Source organism: Ureibacillus sp. MALMAid1270, from assembly GCF_049202975.1.
Lineage (GTDB): Bacteria > Bacillota > Bacilli > Bacillales_A > Planococcaceae > Ureibacillus.
In genome coordinates this window covers 1-17,360 of record NZ_JBMIRP010000004.1, presented here as the reverse complement: position 1 = coordinate 17,360, position 17,360 = coordinate 1, and the positions used below count along the sequence as shown (strand labels likewise).

At 35.4% G+C, this 17,360-nt stretch carries 14 protein-coding genes and 1 pseudogene; 1 reads left to right on the top strand and 14 read right to left on the bottom strand.

The annotated features are described in order from the left end of the window. The 14 genes and pseudogenes from ACOQFO_RS00160 to ACOQFO_RS00095 all read right to left on the bottom strand — a co-directional run. Positions 1 to 344 (bottom strand): annotated as a pseudogene (locus ACOQFO_RS00160) (IS4 family transposase); the annotation flags it as partial. Positions 345 to 647: 303 nt separating this feature from the next. Continuing rightward, entirely contained in the window at positions 648 to 1,103 is a 456-nt protein-coding gene (locus ACOQFO_RS00155) for a DUF2269 family protein (protein WP_421687708.1), read from the bottom strand. Positions 1,104 to 1,277: 174 nt separating this feature from the next. Further along, the gene (locus tag ACOQFO_RS00150; RefSeq protein WP_421687707.1) at positions 1,278 to 2,192 is read right to left on the bottom strand and encodes a diacylglycerol kinase; all 915 of its coding nucleotides are present in this window, start codon (positions 2,190 to 2,192) and stop codon (positions 1,278 to 1,280) included. A gap of 60 nt (positions 2,193 to 2,252) precedes the next feature. Continuing rightward, the gene (locus ACOQFO_RS00145) at positions 2,253 to 2,816 is read right to left on the bottom strand and encodes a thioredoxin family protein (protein WP_421687706.1); all 564 of its coding nucleotides are present in this window, start codon (positions 2,814 to 2,816) and stop codon (positions 2,253 to 2,255) included. 252 nt (positions 2,817 to 3,068) lie between these two features. Then, positions 3,069 to 4,514, bottom strand: coding sequence for an Asp-tRNA(Asn)/Glu-tRNA(Gln) amidotransferase subunit GatB (gatB, locus tag ACOQFO_RS00140; protein WP_421687705.1), 1,446 nt, complete (start codon positions 4,512 to 4,514; stop codon positions 3,069 to 3,071). A 2-nt stretch (positions 4,515 to 4,516) separates the two neighbouring features. Beyond that, positions 4,517 to 5,980, bottom strand: a complete 1,464-nt coding sequence (gene gatA, locus ACOQFO_RS00135; RefSeq protein ID WP_421687704.1) for an Asp-tRNA(Asn)/Glu-tRNA(Gln) amidotransferase subunit GatA — start codon at positions 5,978 to 5,980, stop codon at positions 4,517 to 4,519. Between the two features lie 24 nt (positions 5,981 to 6,004). Further along, positions 6,005 to 6,298: an Asp-tRNA(Asn)/Glu-tRNA(Gln) amidotransferase subunit GatC gene (gene gatC / locus ACOQFO_RS00130; protein WP_421687703.1), complete on the bottom strand. Its 294-nt coding sequence runs from the start codon at positions 6,296 to 6,298 to the stop codon at positions 6,005 to 6,007. Positions 6,299 to 6,601: 303 nt separating this feature from the next. After that, a complete protein-coding gene (locus tag ACOQFO_RS00125; protein ID WP_421687702.1) occupies positions 6,602 to 7,765 on the bottom strand; it encodes a CamS family sex pheromone protein in 1,164 nt (387 codons plus the stop codon). A gap of 15 nt (positions 7,766 to 7,780) precedes the next feature. After that, positions 7,781 to 9,784: an NAD-dependent DNA ligase LigA gene (gene ligA / locus ACOQFO_RS00120; RefSeq protein ID WP_421687701.1), complete on the bottom strand. Its 2,004-nt coding sequence runs from the start codon at positions 9,782 to 9,784 to the stop codon at positions 7,781 to 7,783. Between the two features lie 28 nt (positions 9,785 to 9,812). After that, complete coding sequence (gene pcrA / locus ACOQFO_RS00115) at positions 9,813 to 12,068, bottom strand: DNA helicase PcrA (RefSeq protein WP_421687700.1); 2,256 nt, start codon at positions 12,066 to 12,068, stop codon at positions 9,813 to 9,815. Positions 12,069 to 12,231: 163 nt separating this feature from the next. Further along, positions 12,232 to 12,936 (bottom strand): heptaprenylglyceryl phosphate synthase, encoded by a 705-nt coding sequence (locus tag ACOQFO_RS00110; RefSeq protein WP_421687699.1) that lies wholly within the window; start codon positions 12,934 to 12,936, stop codon positions 12,232 to 12,234. 465 nt (positions 12,937 to 13,401) lie between these two features. Next, positions 13,402 to 13,719, bottom strand: a complete 318-nt coding sequence (locus ACOQFO_RS00105) for a YerC/YecD family TrpR-related protein (protein ID WP_036184642.1) — start codon at positions 13,717 to 13,719, stop codon at positions 13,402 to 13,404. A gap of 20 nt (positions 13,720 to 13,739) precedes the next feature. Continuing rightward, positions 13,740 to 14,813, bottom strand: a complete 1,074-nt coding sequence (locus ACOQFO_RS00100) for a DUF3048 domain-containing protein (protein WP_421687698.1) — start codon at positions 14,811 to 14,813, stop codon at positions 13,740 to 13,742. A 13-nt stretch (positions 14,814 to 14,826) separates the two neighbouring features. After that, positions 14,827 to 16,557: an adenine deaminase C-terminal domain-containing protein gene (locus ACOQFO_RS00095; protein WP_421687697.1), complete on the bottom strand. Its 1,731-nt coding sequence runs from the start codon at positions 16,555 to 16,557 to the stop codon at positions 14,827 to 14,829. A gap of 336 nt (positions 16,558 to 16,893) precedes the next feature. Here ACOQFO_RS00095 and ACOQFO_RS00090 point away from each other — a divergent pair, with 336 nt between their 5' ends. Beyond that, positions 16,894 to 17,223, top strand: coding sequence for a YgaP family membrane protein (locus ACOQFO_RS00090; protein ID WP_421687696.1), 330 nt, complete (start codon positions 16,894 to 16,896; stop codon positions 17,221 to 17,223). Positions 17,224 to 17,360: the final 137 nt, after the last annotated feature.

The window sequence follows — 17,360 nt, the reverse complement described above, 5'->3', positions numbered from 1 at the left end:
ACGAACACTTTTGGACGACTTTTGTCAGTAAGGCGACTCACTTTCTTAATTGTAAAGGTACTTAATAGCAGTAAGAAACGGCGCCAATTAAATGTTGATTGATTTAAAAAACGATAGACAGAATCCTTGGCAGGAAACTTGTCTGCCTTCTTTGAATCAAGAAGGGTGTACCAATTTTTATGTTGAAATATCAAACAAAAAATGAGTTGAAATAAGTAAGAACAGCTGAGACCAAAGGACTTTTTAATTCCAGCCTTGCGTAAATGTTTATACATTTCCAGCTCAGAAAAAACAGAATCAAGTTCATTTGGCAGTTGATTATATTGGCTATTTTGGTCTATCATATAGGGAGCACCTCTTCTGTATGGTAGTGTTTTCTAATCAATTACACTATACCAAAAGAACGAGGTGTTTTTCATTTTTCATTAACATTGTCAAGTAACATAATGAAAAGGCCGCAGGCCTTTAACAATCAACGTGGATCACCTACTTTATTGGTGCGAAAGTTGAGTTATTATTTAAATATTTTCAGGAAATTCGTTCCATTTAAGAATGTTTTGTGACAGGCAGATTTCAGCGTAAAATCAAAACAAAAAAAGAAGAGTAGGTTGCAATCCCACTCATCATATCTGTGATATTTGCTTTTACTAAAAAGGTTTTAACACCATTAAAACAATAATTATAATTCCGATTAATGAAGCAATCATATGGATGGGTTGAGTTGTTTTTTCAACTACTTTATATTCGTTAGGAATTTCTTCTCCATTTGCTGCCATTACAACCGGGATGACTTTCATCATTTTTCGATTTGCAATAGCATATATTAAAATTTCAACTACTACATATAACACGAGTGAACCTGTAAACCAAATTTTTGTAAAATAAGTTGGGTTCAAAAATCCCATAATTAGTCCCGAAAGAATTAAAAAAATGCCTCCAACTTTCGGATAGTTTTCAGCTTTTTTCATCAGTGCTAATGTGTATTTTAACTGAGTTAAATTTTTGGCAGAAGTCGTCAATACTGGGAATAAAAACGTTGCTCCTATACCGATAATTGCAGATAATACATGGACAAGCACTAGCAAAGAATAAACAGATACCATTCAATTTCCCCTTTTCAAAAAAGTAAAATAAATAATACTTTAAACTGCATACCATTTTATGTACATTATAATTTAACTAGTACCAAAAGCACACATTAATTTACGGCACTTTCTAACTATAAAAATAAAAAAACCTGTATGAAGAACAAATTGTTCTAACATACAGGTTTTTCCTTATACACGGTCCAACTCTCGAATATCTTCAATTGGGACGAATATTTCAATATGTTGCTTTAAGTTGGTGAATGTTGCAGGCACATCGCCACCATATTCACCGTCTAAGTTAAGGTGGATAGTTTCATCAGATGTTACTTTAACACTTCTCGCCTTTTTATATATAACATTCGGGTCATTTAAATGTTCTCCGCGAAGTGCTAATGAGGCAAGTCGAACGAAATCACCTATATTACACTTTTTCAAAATCATCATTGTAAAGAATCCGTCATTAATACTCGCGTCAGGTGCAATTTTCTCAAATCCACCTACTGAGTTGGTTAAAGCGCAAAGGAACAACATAGCGTCTCCTTCAAATACTTCGTCATCATACTCAATACGCATGTTCGTTGCTTTAATAGACGGAAGCATTTCAATCCCTTTTATATAATAGGCTAATTGTCCAAGTATTGTTTTCATTTTACTTGGTACTTCGTAAGTTAACTCTGTAATACGACCGCCAGCCGCAATATTGATGAAATAGCGTTCCTCATTTAATAATCCGACATCTACAGGAAGGGTATCTCCTTTAATAATAATGTCAATTGCTTCATCTATTTTTCTAGGAATGTGAACTGCCCGCGCAAAATCATTTGTTGTCCCTGTTGGAACAATTCCTAGTTTTGGTCGATTTTCATAGGGGCTTATACCAGCCACTACTTCATTTAGCGTACCATCTCCTCCGACAGCGATAATAATATCAAAGCCTCTCTCGACAGCATTAGCTGCAGCAAGCCTTGCATCATCCTCACCTGTTGTTGCATGGCAAGAAGTTTCATAGCCCGCAATTTCCAGCTTTTCTAAAGCCTCAGGTAAATGCTTTTTAAACACTTCTCTACCCGATGTTGGATTATAAATGATTCTAGCTCTTTTCATTTTTTGCCCATCCTAATCTAATTACATTTTCAAATTCACGTGAAGTCTTATATTTTATGATTATGATAACGCTTTTGTTATAACCGCTTTCATATCTTCATAAACCCATTTTGCACATTGTGGATCATCCACATATTTCCTCTGCAAAGAAGTATACAATTCTTTTTGTTTTACTTCAAATTGAGGGTCTTCTTTGTCTGGTAAACCTGCACGCATTTCAGTAACTAATTGCTGTAATTCTGGTGCACGTGGTCCCCATTTCGCAATAACTTCTCCTTGATCGTTTAAGAATAGGTAGATTGGAATTGCTCGTCCTCCGTTTGTTAAGTGACGATCGATCAATTCTGTATCTGCATCACGGAAAGCACAACGGATATCTAACCCTGCTTCTTCTGCGATTTTGCGGATAACTGGGTTGTTAAGCATTGCATCCCCACACCAATCTTCAGTTATAGCAAGTATGTGTGGCTTAGAGTTTTTTAATAAGACAAAAACTTCATCTTCTGGATTCACGTTAAAGTTGTTATATACCTCGAAGCTCGGTTCTTTTAGGTTAGTTGTCATTTGCTCCATGTAATCAGCCATAGACATTGATTCTTCAAAATATTGTTGTTCTGTTTTCATAATTAATTCTCCCCTTTCTCTCTCTATTTTGCATTTACTTAAAGAAAAAAAGCAATTTTTATGATTGGGATAATAGTGTGGTTTCATTCTAATTTGTGAATTTTTCTTGTACTTCACGAAGTGTCTGCAAGATAAGGGACATATAGACAGAATCAATAAACACAGTCCTAGTAAATCAATTAACCATATTAAAGAAAAAAGCTCATTTAACTAATAGGTTTCCCTAACAGTTAAATGAGCATTCAATAAATGTTATCGTTTATTAATCTCTTCAAGCAAGATTTTGTTAACCATTGGTGGGTTGGCTTGACCTTTTGTTTCCTTCATAATTTGTCCAACTAAGAAGCCGATTGCACGATCTTTACCGTTTTTAAAGTCTTCAATCGATTGTGGGTTGTTATCTAAAATCTTCGTGATAATTGGAACTAGTACAGACGCGTCAGAAATTTGTACTAAACCTTTATCTTTCACGATTTTGTTTGCATCTCCACCGTTTTGTACTAATTCAGTGAATACTTTTTTCGCGATTTTAGAAGAAATTGTACCATCAGAAATTAGTTTTACCATTCCAGCAAGGTTTTCTGGCGTTAATTTCGTTTGGTTAATTTCAATTTGTTCTGCGTTTAAGTAAGCTGATACGTCACCCATTAACCAGTTAGCAGATAATTTTGCATCTGCACCAGCAGCTACCATTGCATCGAAGAAATCAGAAATCGTTTTGTTAACTACTAATACACTTGCATCATAGTTTGTTAAACCTAGTTCTTCAACATATCGTTTTTTACGAGCATCTGGTAATTCAGGGATAGACTGACGAACTCGTTCTAACCATGCATCATCAATTACAAGATCAACTAAGTCTGGCTCAGGGAAGTAACGGTAATCATCTGTTCCTTCTTTAACACGCATTAAAATCGTTTTGCCTGTTTTTTCATCAAAACGACGAGTCTCTTGTTTAATTTCGCCACCAGACATTAATACTTCTGCTTGGCGCTTTTCTTCATATTCTAAACCTTTACGTACAAAGTTAAATGAGTTTAAGTTTTTCAACTCTGTTTTTGTACCGAATTCTTCTTGACCATAAGGACGGATTGAGATGTTCGCATCACAACGAAGTGAACCTTCCTCCATCTTTACATCTGAAACTCCAGTATATTGAATAATGGATTTTAATTTTTCAAGATAAGCGTACGCTTCTGCAGGTGTACGGATATCTGGTTCTGATACAATCTCTACTAAAGGAGTACCTTGACGGTTAAAGTCTACTAAAGAATAGCCATCACCGTGTGTTAATTTACCAGCATCTTCTTCCATATGAAGGCGGGTAATACCGATTTTCTTTGTATAACCTTCTTTACCATCTGTACCAGGTACTTCAATTTCGATCCAACCATCATAACCAATTGGTTTATCAAATTGAGAAATTTGATAAGCTTTCGGATTATCAGGATAGAAGTAGTTTTTACGGTCAAATTTTGTATGTTGATTGATTTTCATATTTAAAGCTAATGAAGCTCTAATTGCATAATCAACAACGTTTTTATTTAATACAGGTAATACACCTGGGTAACCAAGGTCAATTACTGTAGTATTTGTATTTGGTTCTGCTCCAAAATGGTTTGGTGCAGGAGAGAAGATTTTTGAGGCAGTTTTTAACTCTACGTGAACCTCTAAACCAATGACTGTTTCAAAATTCATGATTATTTACCCTCCCAAATTTGAGGAGTTTGCTTATGGAAGTCTGTTGCTTGTTCATAAGCGTATGCTGTGCGATAGATTGTTTCCTCATCAAAGTGTTTTCCGATAATTTGTAAACCAAGTGGTAAACCTTCATGGAATCCACATGGAATTGAGATCGCTGGAACACCAGCTAAGTTAATCGGAATTGTTAAAATGTCATTTGCATACATCGTTAATGAATCATTGATGTTTTGACCAACTTTAAATGCTGCTGTTGGTGCTGTTGGCCCAACAATCACATCGTAATTTTCGAATACTTTATCGTAGTCTTCTTTAATTAATGTACGTACTTGTTGTGCTTTTTTGTAGTAAGCATCGTAAGTACCTGCAGAAAGTGAGTAAGTTCCAAGCATAATACGAAGTTTTACTTCTTCACCGAAACCTTGTGCACGTGTTTCTTTATAAAGCTCCATTAAGTTTTTCACGCCTTCAGCACGGAAACCATAACGGATACCATCGAAACGTGAAAGATTTGATGAAGCCTCTGAAGAAGCTAGAATATAGTAAGCAGCTAATGCATATTTAGAGTGAGGAAGAGATACTTCTTCAACTGTTGCACCTAAACCTTTTAATACTTCAAGTGCTTCTCTAATAGATTGGCGAACTTCTTCTCTTACACCTTCACCTAAGAATTCCTTTGGTACAGCAACGCGTAAACCTTTAATATCACCATTTAAATTTGCAACATAGTTTGGAACTGGAACATCCGCTGAAGTTGAATCGTTCGGATCCACACCAGCAATTGCTTCTAGTAAAAGTGCATTATCATACACATTACGAGTAATTGGTCCAATTTGGTCTAATGATGAAGCGAATGCAACTAAACCAAATCGAGAAACACGTCCGTAAGTTGGTTTCATACCAACAACGCCACAGTATGCAGCTGGTTGACGGATTGATCCACCTGTATCTGAACCTAATGAGAAAGGAATTTCACCTGCTGCAACACTAGCCGCAGAAGCACCCGAAGATCCTCCTGGTACATGTTCTAAATTCCATGGATTTTTTGTTGTTTTATAAGCAGAATTTTCGTTTGATGAACCCATTGCGAATTCATCCATATTCAGCTTCCCAATTGTAACCATGCCTGCTTGTTGCAGTTTTTTCACTACAGTTGCATCATAAATTGGAATAAAACCTTGTAAGATTTTTGAAGCACAAGTTGTTTCAAGACCTTCTGTAACAATGTTATCTTTAATTCCGATAGGTAGACCGAATAATGGACCACGTTCTCCTTTCGGAACAGAATCTAGTTCTTTTGCTTGAGTTTGCGCTTTTTCTTTATTCAGAGCTAAGAATGCTTGTACATCTCCATCTAATTTCTCAATACGTGAAAATGCTTCGTTTGTTAAGTCAGCGATTGTAAATTCGCCATTATGTAAACCTTGTTGTAATTCTCTAGCTGAACGTTCAAATAACGTCATGGTTTTCCCTCCTTCTTGTACGGCCTAATCTTCTAGAATTGGTGGCACTTTAACCTGTCCATTCTCTTGCTCTTTTACGTTTAACATCATGACATCACGATCTAATCCTTTAACTGCGATGTCTTCACGCATTACATTTACCATAGGCAATACATGTGAAGTTGGTGCAACATTTGTTGTGTCTAATTCGCTCAGTTGTTCTGCGAAATACGTAATTTTACCAAGTTGTTCCGCGAACTTTTCTGCATCTTCGTCAGTAATTGCAAGTCGTGCTAAATGTGCAACGTGCTTTACTTCTTCTTTTGAGAGTTTTGCCATTTCTACACCTCCGAATTTAATACATGGCAATAATCAATAATAATACCATTTTTCTCTACATAAATCACAATATAGAACTAAAACACGAAAGTCCATGTCAATATTGTAAAAAATAATTGTGAGACAACAATTTAGTTTATTTACCTTCTAAATTATGACCATTTTCCATATCATTTCAAACCTATGAAACAGTTACTGAAATATTTTATATAAAATTTTAAAAACAGTGTAGCATGTTAACTACACTGTTTCGTCATAGAAAATGTTGTTTGCAAAAAATCAATCATTCTACTTTAATTTCCATTAATAAATATGAACAAATGGTTCACTTTCATTTGGTTCTTTAAGAATGAGTGCTTCCGTTCCGTTAATAGAAGTAATATTTACTTCAATGATTACATCATTCGGCAATTGGCTAAGAATGATACCAGACAAGTATTGTACGAATCCAATAATTTCAGTTTTACCATAGAATTGAATTGGAATTTCAATTTTAACTTTTTGTAATTGCTGATTACGATAAAATCCTGAACCAATAACACTTGTGTAATTTGAGAAATATTTATCAATATCTTGCTTAAAGTTTTGGAATGCGTCATTCATTTCTCTGTAGTAGTTACCTTCCTCAGATGTTGGGAAAGTTACATAAACTTCATCGATTGATTGCCAGTCGCCTAATCCATTTTGGCCACTGTCTGAAACATTATAAGCAAAATAAGTACCTGGTACGATTGAATTTCTCGCTTCTTGTTTGAATAGACCAATAACAATTGGAACATCTTGAAGTTCAGGTCGAGCACGTAATCGTGTAATTACTTTTTCTGCAATTTCTTTCCCCTTCTGCTCAATTACATCATCAGGAATCGGTTCCTGATAATATTCCCCATATTGCTCTTTCTGATAATAATAAATAGAGTTTAAGGCAAGACCTATTGAAATACCACCGAGTCCAACTTTATTGTCAGCAGTTTTCTTTAAGTAGTTTTGCTCCACTATATGCGCCAAGTAAATTGGGGCTTTTTTTGCTCTTGTTTCTGGGTCCATCTCATTTCCAGATGCATCTAAATTAGAAGGGTTTAGACCCCATAATGATGGATCTAAATTTGAATTTTGGTTTTCCCGATAGAGCCAGTTACTTACTGTGTTTGAATCTAAATATTGACCTTCTTGGAAAAAGTAATCATCTGTACTAAATACGTTCTGTGAAAGACGCATTAAGCCTGCTTCTACTTCTTTAATATCATATTTTGTATATAAATTAGAAACAACTAAACCACGACTAGCGCTTTCTTTATATGGAATAAGCGTTTTATAATAGCTTTCGTCTACTTGTATACTTGGTATAATCGTAGTTTCAACTTCTTCAGTTTCATCTGTTAAAATCTCTGCATCTTCTTCAGGTGAAGGGACACAGGCTGCTAGTAATGCTAGTACAGCTATCGACGGAAGCCATCGAAATCGGTTCATTTATGTGAAACTCCTTTACTTTTCTTCTAATTGTTCGATCAGGCGGTTTTCGTCCCAAACTTCAATACCTAATTCTGTTGCCTTTGTTAACTTCGATCCAGCATCAGCACCTGCAATAACAAGGTCAGTCTTTTTACTGACACTTCCTGTAACAATACCACCTAATGCTTCAATTTTCGCCTTAGCTTCGTTACGTGTCAATTGTTCAAGTTTACCAGTTAAAACAATCGTTTTACCAGCGAATGGGTTATCACCAATTTCAACCTGCACTTTTTTACCTTTGTACTCCATATTGACGCCAGCTTCTTTTAATCGAGAAATGAGCATTTTCACTTCTTCTTTTTCAAAGTAAGTGACGATGGAATTAGCCATTTTTTCACCAATTTCATGGATTGATTGAATATCTTCAACAGTTGCGATCATTAATTGATCCATCGTTTCAAATTGTTCAGATAGAATTTTGGCTGCCTTTTCACCAACATGACGAATTCCTAATCCAAAGAGTAATCTTTCTAATGAATTCTCTTTCGATTTCGCAATGGCATTCACTAAATTTGTTGCAGATTTTTCTCCCATTCTTTCAAGACTCGTTAACTGCTCAACTTGTAAATGATAAAGATCGGCAACGTCTGTTATTAAGCCTTCTCTTAGTAATTGTTCAACTACTTTTTCTCCGAGTCCATCTATGTTCATAGCATTTCTGGAAACAAAGTGTTTAATGCCTTCAGCAATTTGTGCAGGACAAGTTGGATTTACACAACGCAAAGCTACTTCACCTTCAAAACGAACTAATTCACTACCGCATGCAATACATTCTGTTGGCATTTCAAATGGCACTGCATCATCCGGGCGTTGTTCAAGGATTACTCTTACAACTTCTGGAATGATATCTCCAGCCTTATGCACAATAACCGTATCACCAATTCGGATATCCTTTTCACGAATTAAATCTTCATTATGAAGTGAAGCGCGTCCCACAGTAGAACCAGCAACTAAGACAGGCTCAAGGATTGCAGTTGGAGTTATTACACCTGTTCGTCCAACAGTAAGCTCAATATCCAATACTTTTGTTGTTACTTCTTCTGCAGGGAATTTATAAGCAATTGCCCAGCGAGGACTTTTTGCTGTGAATCCAAGCTCATCTTGATGTGCATAACGATTAACTTTTACAACGATTCCATCAATTTCATAAGGTAAATTTGGGCGTTCCTCTGTCCATTTATTTATAAACGCTAAGACATCGTCAATTGTTGCACATAGTTGTCTTTCTTTATTTGAAGGGAAACCAAGTGTTTCTAAATAATCTAGCATTTCTGCATGAGAGTCAATGCCATAAACTTCGCCATCTCCACCAATTGCATATATAAAGGTTGCTAAGTTTCTACTCGCCGCAATTTTCGGATCCAACTGTCTTAATGAACCAGCCGCTGCATTACGCGGATTTGCGAATGGTTCTTCACCATTTTCTTCACGTAACATATTTAGTTTTTGGAATGATTTTTTAGGCATATACGCTTCGCCGCGCACCTCAATTGTTACAGGTTCTTTTAAGCGAAGTGGTATAGAACGGATTGTTTTTAAATTCATCGTAATGTCTTCCCCAACAGTTCCGTCACCACGTGTTGCTCCTTGAACAAATACACCATTCTCATACTTTAACGAAATGGCTAAACCATCGATTTTTAGTTCGCATACGTATGAGTAATCATTACCAATTGCTTGGCGAATTTTACGATCGAAATCCCTTAAATCCTCTTCATTGAAAGCATTTGATAAACTTAACATCGAATAAGTATGCGTTACCTTTTGAAATCCTTCTAAAGGTTTACCCCCAACTCTTTGTGTAGGAGAGTCGGGATAAATGAATTCAGGGTTTTCCTTTTCTAACGCAATGAGTTCGTTTAAAAGACGATCATACTCTGCATCAGTTACGATTGGTTTGTCCAATACATAGTAAGCATGACCGTACTCATGTAACAGCTTATTTAGTTCTGCAACTCGTTTTTCTTTTTCGTTCATCGTAGTCCTCCACCAGTTCGAATCATTATTATCCTTTTGTTATTGGAGCAAATTTAGCTAATAATCGCTTCACACCTAAATCAGGGAATGCAATATCTAATTCTAAATCATCATTATTTCCTCTGACACTTACGACAGTTCCTGTTCCCCATTTTTTGTGTACTGCTTTGTCACCAAGTTTCCATTCTACTTGCTCCCCACCAGTCGCCTTGAGGCTTGCCACTTGTGCTGGGGATTGTATATTTCCAATTGTTCTACGTTGACTAAAGTCTCTGCCACCACGGCTAGAACTAAATGGAAGATGATCTGATTGGCTACCCTGATTTGATATGGAAACTTGTTCAAGGATGTCGTCTGAGATTTCTCGTAAAAATCGTGATGGAGGATTAAAACTTGAACGACCAAAGATTGTACGTGATTGTGCACAAGTTAAGTAAAGTCTTTCCTCAGCACGAGTTATACCTACATAGGCAAGTCTTCGCTCTTCTTCCATTTCATCCGCATCATCTAATGAGCGTGAATGAGGGAAAATATTTTCTTCCATTCCAATGATAAATACGACAGGAAACTCTAATCCTTTTGCCGAGTGCATGGTCATTAAAATAATACTTCCTTTTGAAGTATCTTCTCTATCTATTGCGTCAATATCTGCAACTAATGCTAAATCCGTCAGGAATGCGATAAGGGATTTATCTTCACTACGTTCTTCAAACGCTTTTGTAACAGATAAAAACTCTTCGATATTTTCTAAACGGCTTTCTGCTTCAATCGATTTTTCATTTTGAAGCATTTCACGATAACCAGTTTTATCGATCACTTGCTCTACTAATTCTGTCACCGAAAGATATTCTTGCATTTTTGTAAATCCTTCGATTAAATCACGGAATTTCTCAACGGCGTTCATCGCTTTTGGTGTTAAGCCCATAAATACGACTTCATTCATCGCATCGAAAATAGAACGGTCTTGTTCAATGGCGTAAGTTGCCATTCTTTCAAATGAAGTAGCACCAATATTTCTTTTCGGCTCATTAATAATTCGGGCAAGTGATAAATCGTCATCATTATTTGCAATTAATCGCAAGTAAGCAAGTAAATCTTTAATTTCTTTTCGGTCGTAGAATTTTGTACCTCCGACAATTTGATAAGTGATATTAGATTTAACAAGTACTTCTTCCATTACACGCGACTGAGCATTGGTACGGTAAAGAATCGCAAAGTCATCTAAAGTGCGATTTTCCTTTTCGATTAAATCTTTTATTGTTTTAACAACATATTGAGCCTCTTGTTGCTCATTTCCTGCTTTAAAAAAGGTAATTTTTTCGCCTTCCATATTATCTGTACGTAGCTTTTTCGGATATCTACTCGTATTATTTTCGATAACCTGATTCGCTGCTTGTAAGATACGCTTCGTTGAACGGTAATTTTGCTCTAGTAAAATGACCTTGGCGTTTGGGTAATCTTTTTCAAAGGATAATATATTACCAATATCAGCACCACGCCAACGATAAATCGATTGATCTGAGTCTCCCACTACACAAATATTTTTAAATTTTTGAGCTAGCATTTGGACTAGCTTATATTGTGAATGGTTGGTATCTTGATACTCGTCTACATGTATGTACTGAAATTTATTTTGATAGAATTCCAGTACATCTGGTACACGTTCAAATAACCGAATCGTTGTCATTATAAGATCATCAAAATCGAGGGATTGGTTTTTAAGAAGTCTTTTTTCGTACCCTTCATACACTTGAGCAATGACTTTCTCATAAGGGTTGTTCGGATTACTATTTGCTTTATATTGATCTGCTGTAATACATTCGTTTTTTGCTGAACTAATAGCATTTAAGATTGCGCGAGGCTCAAATCGTTTCGAATCAATATTCAATTGCTTTAAGACATTTTTCACAACCGATAATTGATCTGCAGAGTCTAATATTGAAAAGTTTTTAGAAATTCCGATTCTGTCGATGTTTCTTCTTAAAATTCTTACGCACATAGAGTGGAATGTAGATACCCACATACTTTCGGATATACCTGCACCAAGTAATCCATCAATTCGATCTCTCATTTCACGTGCTGCTTTATTTGTAAATGTAATCGCTAATATTTTAGACGGATACACTTCTCTTTCAACGACTAGGTAGGCAATACGATGTGTTAATACTCTTGTTTTCCCTGAACCTGCACCAGCCATTATTAAAAGTGGTCCTTCAGTTGTTTTAACCGCTTCAGCTTGTTGCGGATTCATACCATTTAGTAAATTTTTCGTTAATTGTTCCATGATGCACCACCTTTTTATTACTAGAATTTAAATTCAGACATTGAATTTGCGAATAGAGTTATCGATACTTATGGCAAACTTATTTGAATTCAAATTCAACTATTTACATAAATTGCTTCGAAATTTACACAAACATTTGTTCTTAATTATACATGAAATATGATTATTTATCAGCTTCAAATGAGATACTTTTTACTGCCTCTACAGTTTTTAATGCTTGTTTAAGATCGTCGTAAATAATATTTCCTACAATAATTGTGTCCGCTATACTTGCCATTTCGCGTGCTTGTTCTGGGGATGAAATACCTCCACCATAAAATAAATTTGCTTCGCTCAATACCTCTTTTACGGCAGAAACTAAGTTAGGATCACCATATGTACCACTATATTCAAGGTAAAAAATTGGTAACTTAAAGAAATTCTCAGCTAAACGGGCATAGGCAATAACATCTTCTTCTGTTAAATCTGTATTTGCATTCGTTTCCTTTGCTACTTTGCAATCACGATTTAATACGCAATATCCTTCAGCAATCAGCTCGTCCCATACTAAAATGTCACCATATTCTTTAATTGCTTCATGATGTAAATCCTTCACCCATCTTGTATCTGTACTGTTTAAAACTGAAGGAATTAAATAATAATCAAACCCTGGTGTAACAGAATCGATTGAAGAAATCTCTAATGCAACTGGTACTGTAAAACGACGAATCCGAACTAATTTATCTATCACGTTATCGATTGTTACTCCGTCTGTTCCACCTACTAAAATAACATCCGTTCCTGATTCGCAAATCATTTCTAGTGCTTCATCGGATATTTCTTTTGCTGGATCTATTTTAAACACATGTCGCCAATTTTTATATTCCATTCCATTCCCACCTTACAAATACTTTTCAATTTATATTTTTTCTCGAATACAAGTATATCTTAAACTATATAAAAGCGAAAAGAAGTCGCATATAGTAAATGTTGCGTATGATTGAATCCATACTACGTGATTGTATGGTATTGATTTTGGGACATTTTTGGATGAATTTTTATGTGAAATGTCTCATAATCCATTAATATGGGACATTTCCAACCGATTTCTACTCTGAAATGTCCCATTACCCATTGTTATGAGACATTTTCAGCTAAATTTTCCGATGAAATGTCTCATAACCCACCGTTTTGGGACATTTCTAAATGAATCCTCCTCCGAAATGTCCCATTACTCACTTATTCAATGCATTTCCACTCAACAGCAACTTCTTCACCAATTTACCCTGTCTCCCTTATCCAAAAATAAAACCACCTAACAAATTTCGTTCTTGTTAGATGGTTATGCTTTCATTTATTTTGAGGCTTGAAATGGTTTTTCATCTGGATACAATCGACCAAGCATTTTATCGTATGTATCATTACCATAATCAAAGCAACGTCTTACACGAGAAATGGTAGCTGTTGATGCCCCAGTTTCTTTTTTAATTGTTTCATACGTTTTTTTCAGTCGAAGAAGATGGGCTACTTCAAAGCGTTGAGCTAGTGATTGAATTTCACTGATTGTACATAAGTCATCAAAAAATTCATAACATTCCTCTAGGTTTTTTAACTCTAGAACCGCTTTGAATAATTGATCTGTTTGATGTCCACGAATTTTTTCTATTTGCATTAAATCTCATCCTTTCATTACTATTCTGTATAGGTAACAAAAGATTCAATTCCAGGGTAAGATGGAACAAAATGAACCCACGTCTGGCCAGGAACTAATTTCACTTCACTACCATTTGCTTCAATTGCTGTTAATAAACCATCTCTATTTTCCCATAGCACTTCTCTCATATATCCATGTTGGAAGACATATGCTTTTCCACCACTCGTTATGTTAATTTCGCGTCGACCAACGCTATCTATAATAGAATGATCCATCTCCATAACGATGATATTGGATAAGGCGATTGGTTCATTTGTTAAATCATCGATGGTTTCGATATTTCCAGATTGCCTTGAATAAGTTTTAGCGTCTTCGTTATAAGTGTAAGAACTGTTGAACTGATCATTTCTACTATATTTTACTTCAATTTTGTTAACTAACAAGCCAGTATTGACAATTTCCTCTTCTTCATAATAAGTATACGCTACTTTTTTCTGATAGAGAAGTGAAGCACCAATCTTTTCTGCCCCTAATTTCACATTTTCACCTGAAATATAGGAATTGTGTGGAGCTTTTCGTGTACTTGAACGTTTAAAAAGAGTCCCATCATATTGCATTCCATTTATGTTGTCAATGACTCCACTAAATAACATGGATTGTGCTTCAGGACTATAGCCATGGGCAATATAGAACGCATCTAAGCCTAATGCGATTTCAATAAAATAGTCCCGAGCACTACGCACTGGTCCAATTTTTTCTGGTAATTCTGATTGATATAAAGCTAAAAACCTAGTGACATCTCCTTCTGCTAACATTTCATAGACAACGTCAGCAGATCCTAAACCAGATTGAGGTCGTGCTGCAGGATGATTATTAATGGTAGCAATAATTGGACGCATATTTGCTTCATTTGCAACACGTTCTCCAGTAAAAGGTGTTTGATAAGGTAATAGAATTTCTTCTTCAACAACCTCTGTTTCTTGTCCAGTTTGTTCCTCTGATTCTTGCTCAGTATCAATAGGACCAGGCTCTACTGAAGTTTCTTGTTCATTTCCACATGCTGATAGTATGACTGTAGTTGCTAGTACACAATACAAACCTTTTCTCCACATCGTTCTATCCCCTTTAACGCATAACAGCTGGTAGCATTACTTTCTTTTTCAGAACATCGAATATGCCTCTTGGTGTTATACGAATATACGGTAGATGTGTAGATTGTAAGAATAACAACGTATAAATCGCATCTGAATGATGATAGCCTCGTTCTTTTAAAGCTGAAATGAGCGTATTTTCTTTTTCGATTAATTCTTCAACTGGTCCATCATATAACGTTCCGCCAATTGTAAGTGGTATAGATGCAATGACTTCTTGATTTTCAACTAATACAATTCCACCATTTAATTTTTTCATTTCATCGAACGCTTTCTTAATATCATCAATATTTTTACCTATTAATATAATATGACCTGTATTTGTATAGGATGTAGCAAAGCCTTTCACATGAGTAGCAAAGCCTTTTAGCATAGTATTAACACGCCATTTCCCATTTCGATCAATTAATACTAATAAAGATTCGTCATGTTTAGTAGAAAGCTCGTTTTGATTTAATTTTACATTAATTCGGTAAGGTTTTGTTATAACATCGTTAACCATTTCAATACCAATTGGCATAGAGAATTGGAAATCGTTATCTGTTAAATCAAATGATATATTTAGTTTATCAAAAATATCCCAATTAATAGGAGTAAATGCATCAACTTTTTCGTTATTACGTTTCAGCCAAACACCTTTAGACAATACCGCTTCTGGAGTAGGATTATATTCATCTTTTAATATATTAAGAGTTGCAAAGCGACCAGTAGCTATAAGTCCATGTAAATGATCCATATTATAGTATTTTGCTACATTATAAGAAGCCATATTATATGCAAAAATTGGATTTACACCGGCTTCTAAAGCAATTTTAATACATAGATCCATCACACCTTCTTTATGGAAGTTTGGAGTTGAGCCATCAGTTGTCATCATTAAATGTTCAAAAATATCTAATTTCTTATCAAGTATCCCTTTAAGCATATCAGGTAAATCAGGACGTATTGACGAATAACGTAATGTAACCGCATATCCCTGCATAATTCGCTTTTCAACATCGTCAACTGTCATTGATTCATGATCACCATTTGCACCAAATAGGCTCATCTTAGCAAGTGTACGCTCGGAAGCTCCTGGAAAATGCCCTTCTATTTTCTTTCCTTTTTTCTTTGCTGATTGGATCCAATATAGTAACTGATCATCCCCACTTAGTAACCTTGGCCAACCAGTTAGTTCTCCACCAAGAATCGTATCTTTTCGTTCTAACCATTCAAAAATTGACTTGTTAGTAAAAAGCTTATCTTCATTTTCTAATTCTGTTTGAGAATCAAATCGTACCCACCAATAAAATGAAAAAGGTAATGCTTTTAATTGTTCGATAATTGCAAACGCTTTCTTATTTGGAAGTGATAACATAAATGTCATATTATCTGCTATGAATGTTGTTGTACCTGTTTGTGAAGCAAAATCTGCAAATGAATACGGGTTATAAAGCTGGAATGGATGTACATGTGGTTCAATATAACCTGGCACAACTGTTTTACCATCTAAATCAATTACTTCAGTATTTGTTAAATTAAGAGGCATTTTATCGCCTACATAAATGATACGATCTTTATGAATCCAAATGTTTCCTACTAACCAATTTTTAAAGATACTATGTAGATACCTGGCGTTTTTTAAAACAATGGTAGGTGCAGCTTCGCCATCAATTACCGCAATTTGCTTACGTATGTCTTCAATTTTCCAAGTAGATTCAGCCATTTACTTACACTCCCTTCCAATTATTCAAAAATTTAATCCTGTTAATCACATTATATACGCACATACTAACTTTGCAAAAAATTGCGTTAAATTATTTTACGCAAACCTTGTTGATATTATCCCGGTGTAACTGTCCGTAAGACTCCACCATTAAAATGATACCTATGAAACAATGATTGTGTAGGTGGAAGTTAACGGACACTAACACCCCGATTGTTTCAACTATCAATCAGTAAAAAACTGATTGAGTTTCACTTTATCGTATCACAGCAAAATTTCAAAGTGAAGTATTTCTATAGGAATATTTATGTTACTTCATGAAAGGAGATGTCATTAATGGAAGAAAATATTTCAGAACGCAATGGTTTTATGCGCTTAATTTGTGGAGTTGCAATGACTGCAATGGGAACTGCACATCTTGCACGTGATAGTAAAGGTTTAGGTTTTGCACTTATTGCTGCTGGTGCGATGAAGGTAGCAGAGGGTATTTTCTTATATTGCCCGCTAACAGCTGCTATTAATTCCAATGTGAAAGACGCTGTGGCCTCATCATTTGATGAGTTTATGGATGGTGACAGCTTAATGAAAGCATTTAATGAAAACTACCAAAATAAGTATGGTCAAAACGCAAGCCAAGCAGGACAAAATGCTACAAATCCAAGCTAATCGAGTAGGAGACTAGTCATTAATTGACTAGTCGACCTCTCACACCACCAGTACGTACGGTTCCGTATACGGCGGTTCAATAACTTAAGTATCGACGCTCATATAAGAAATTAAGGTCTTTTATTCCCCACTTAATG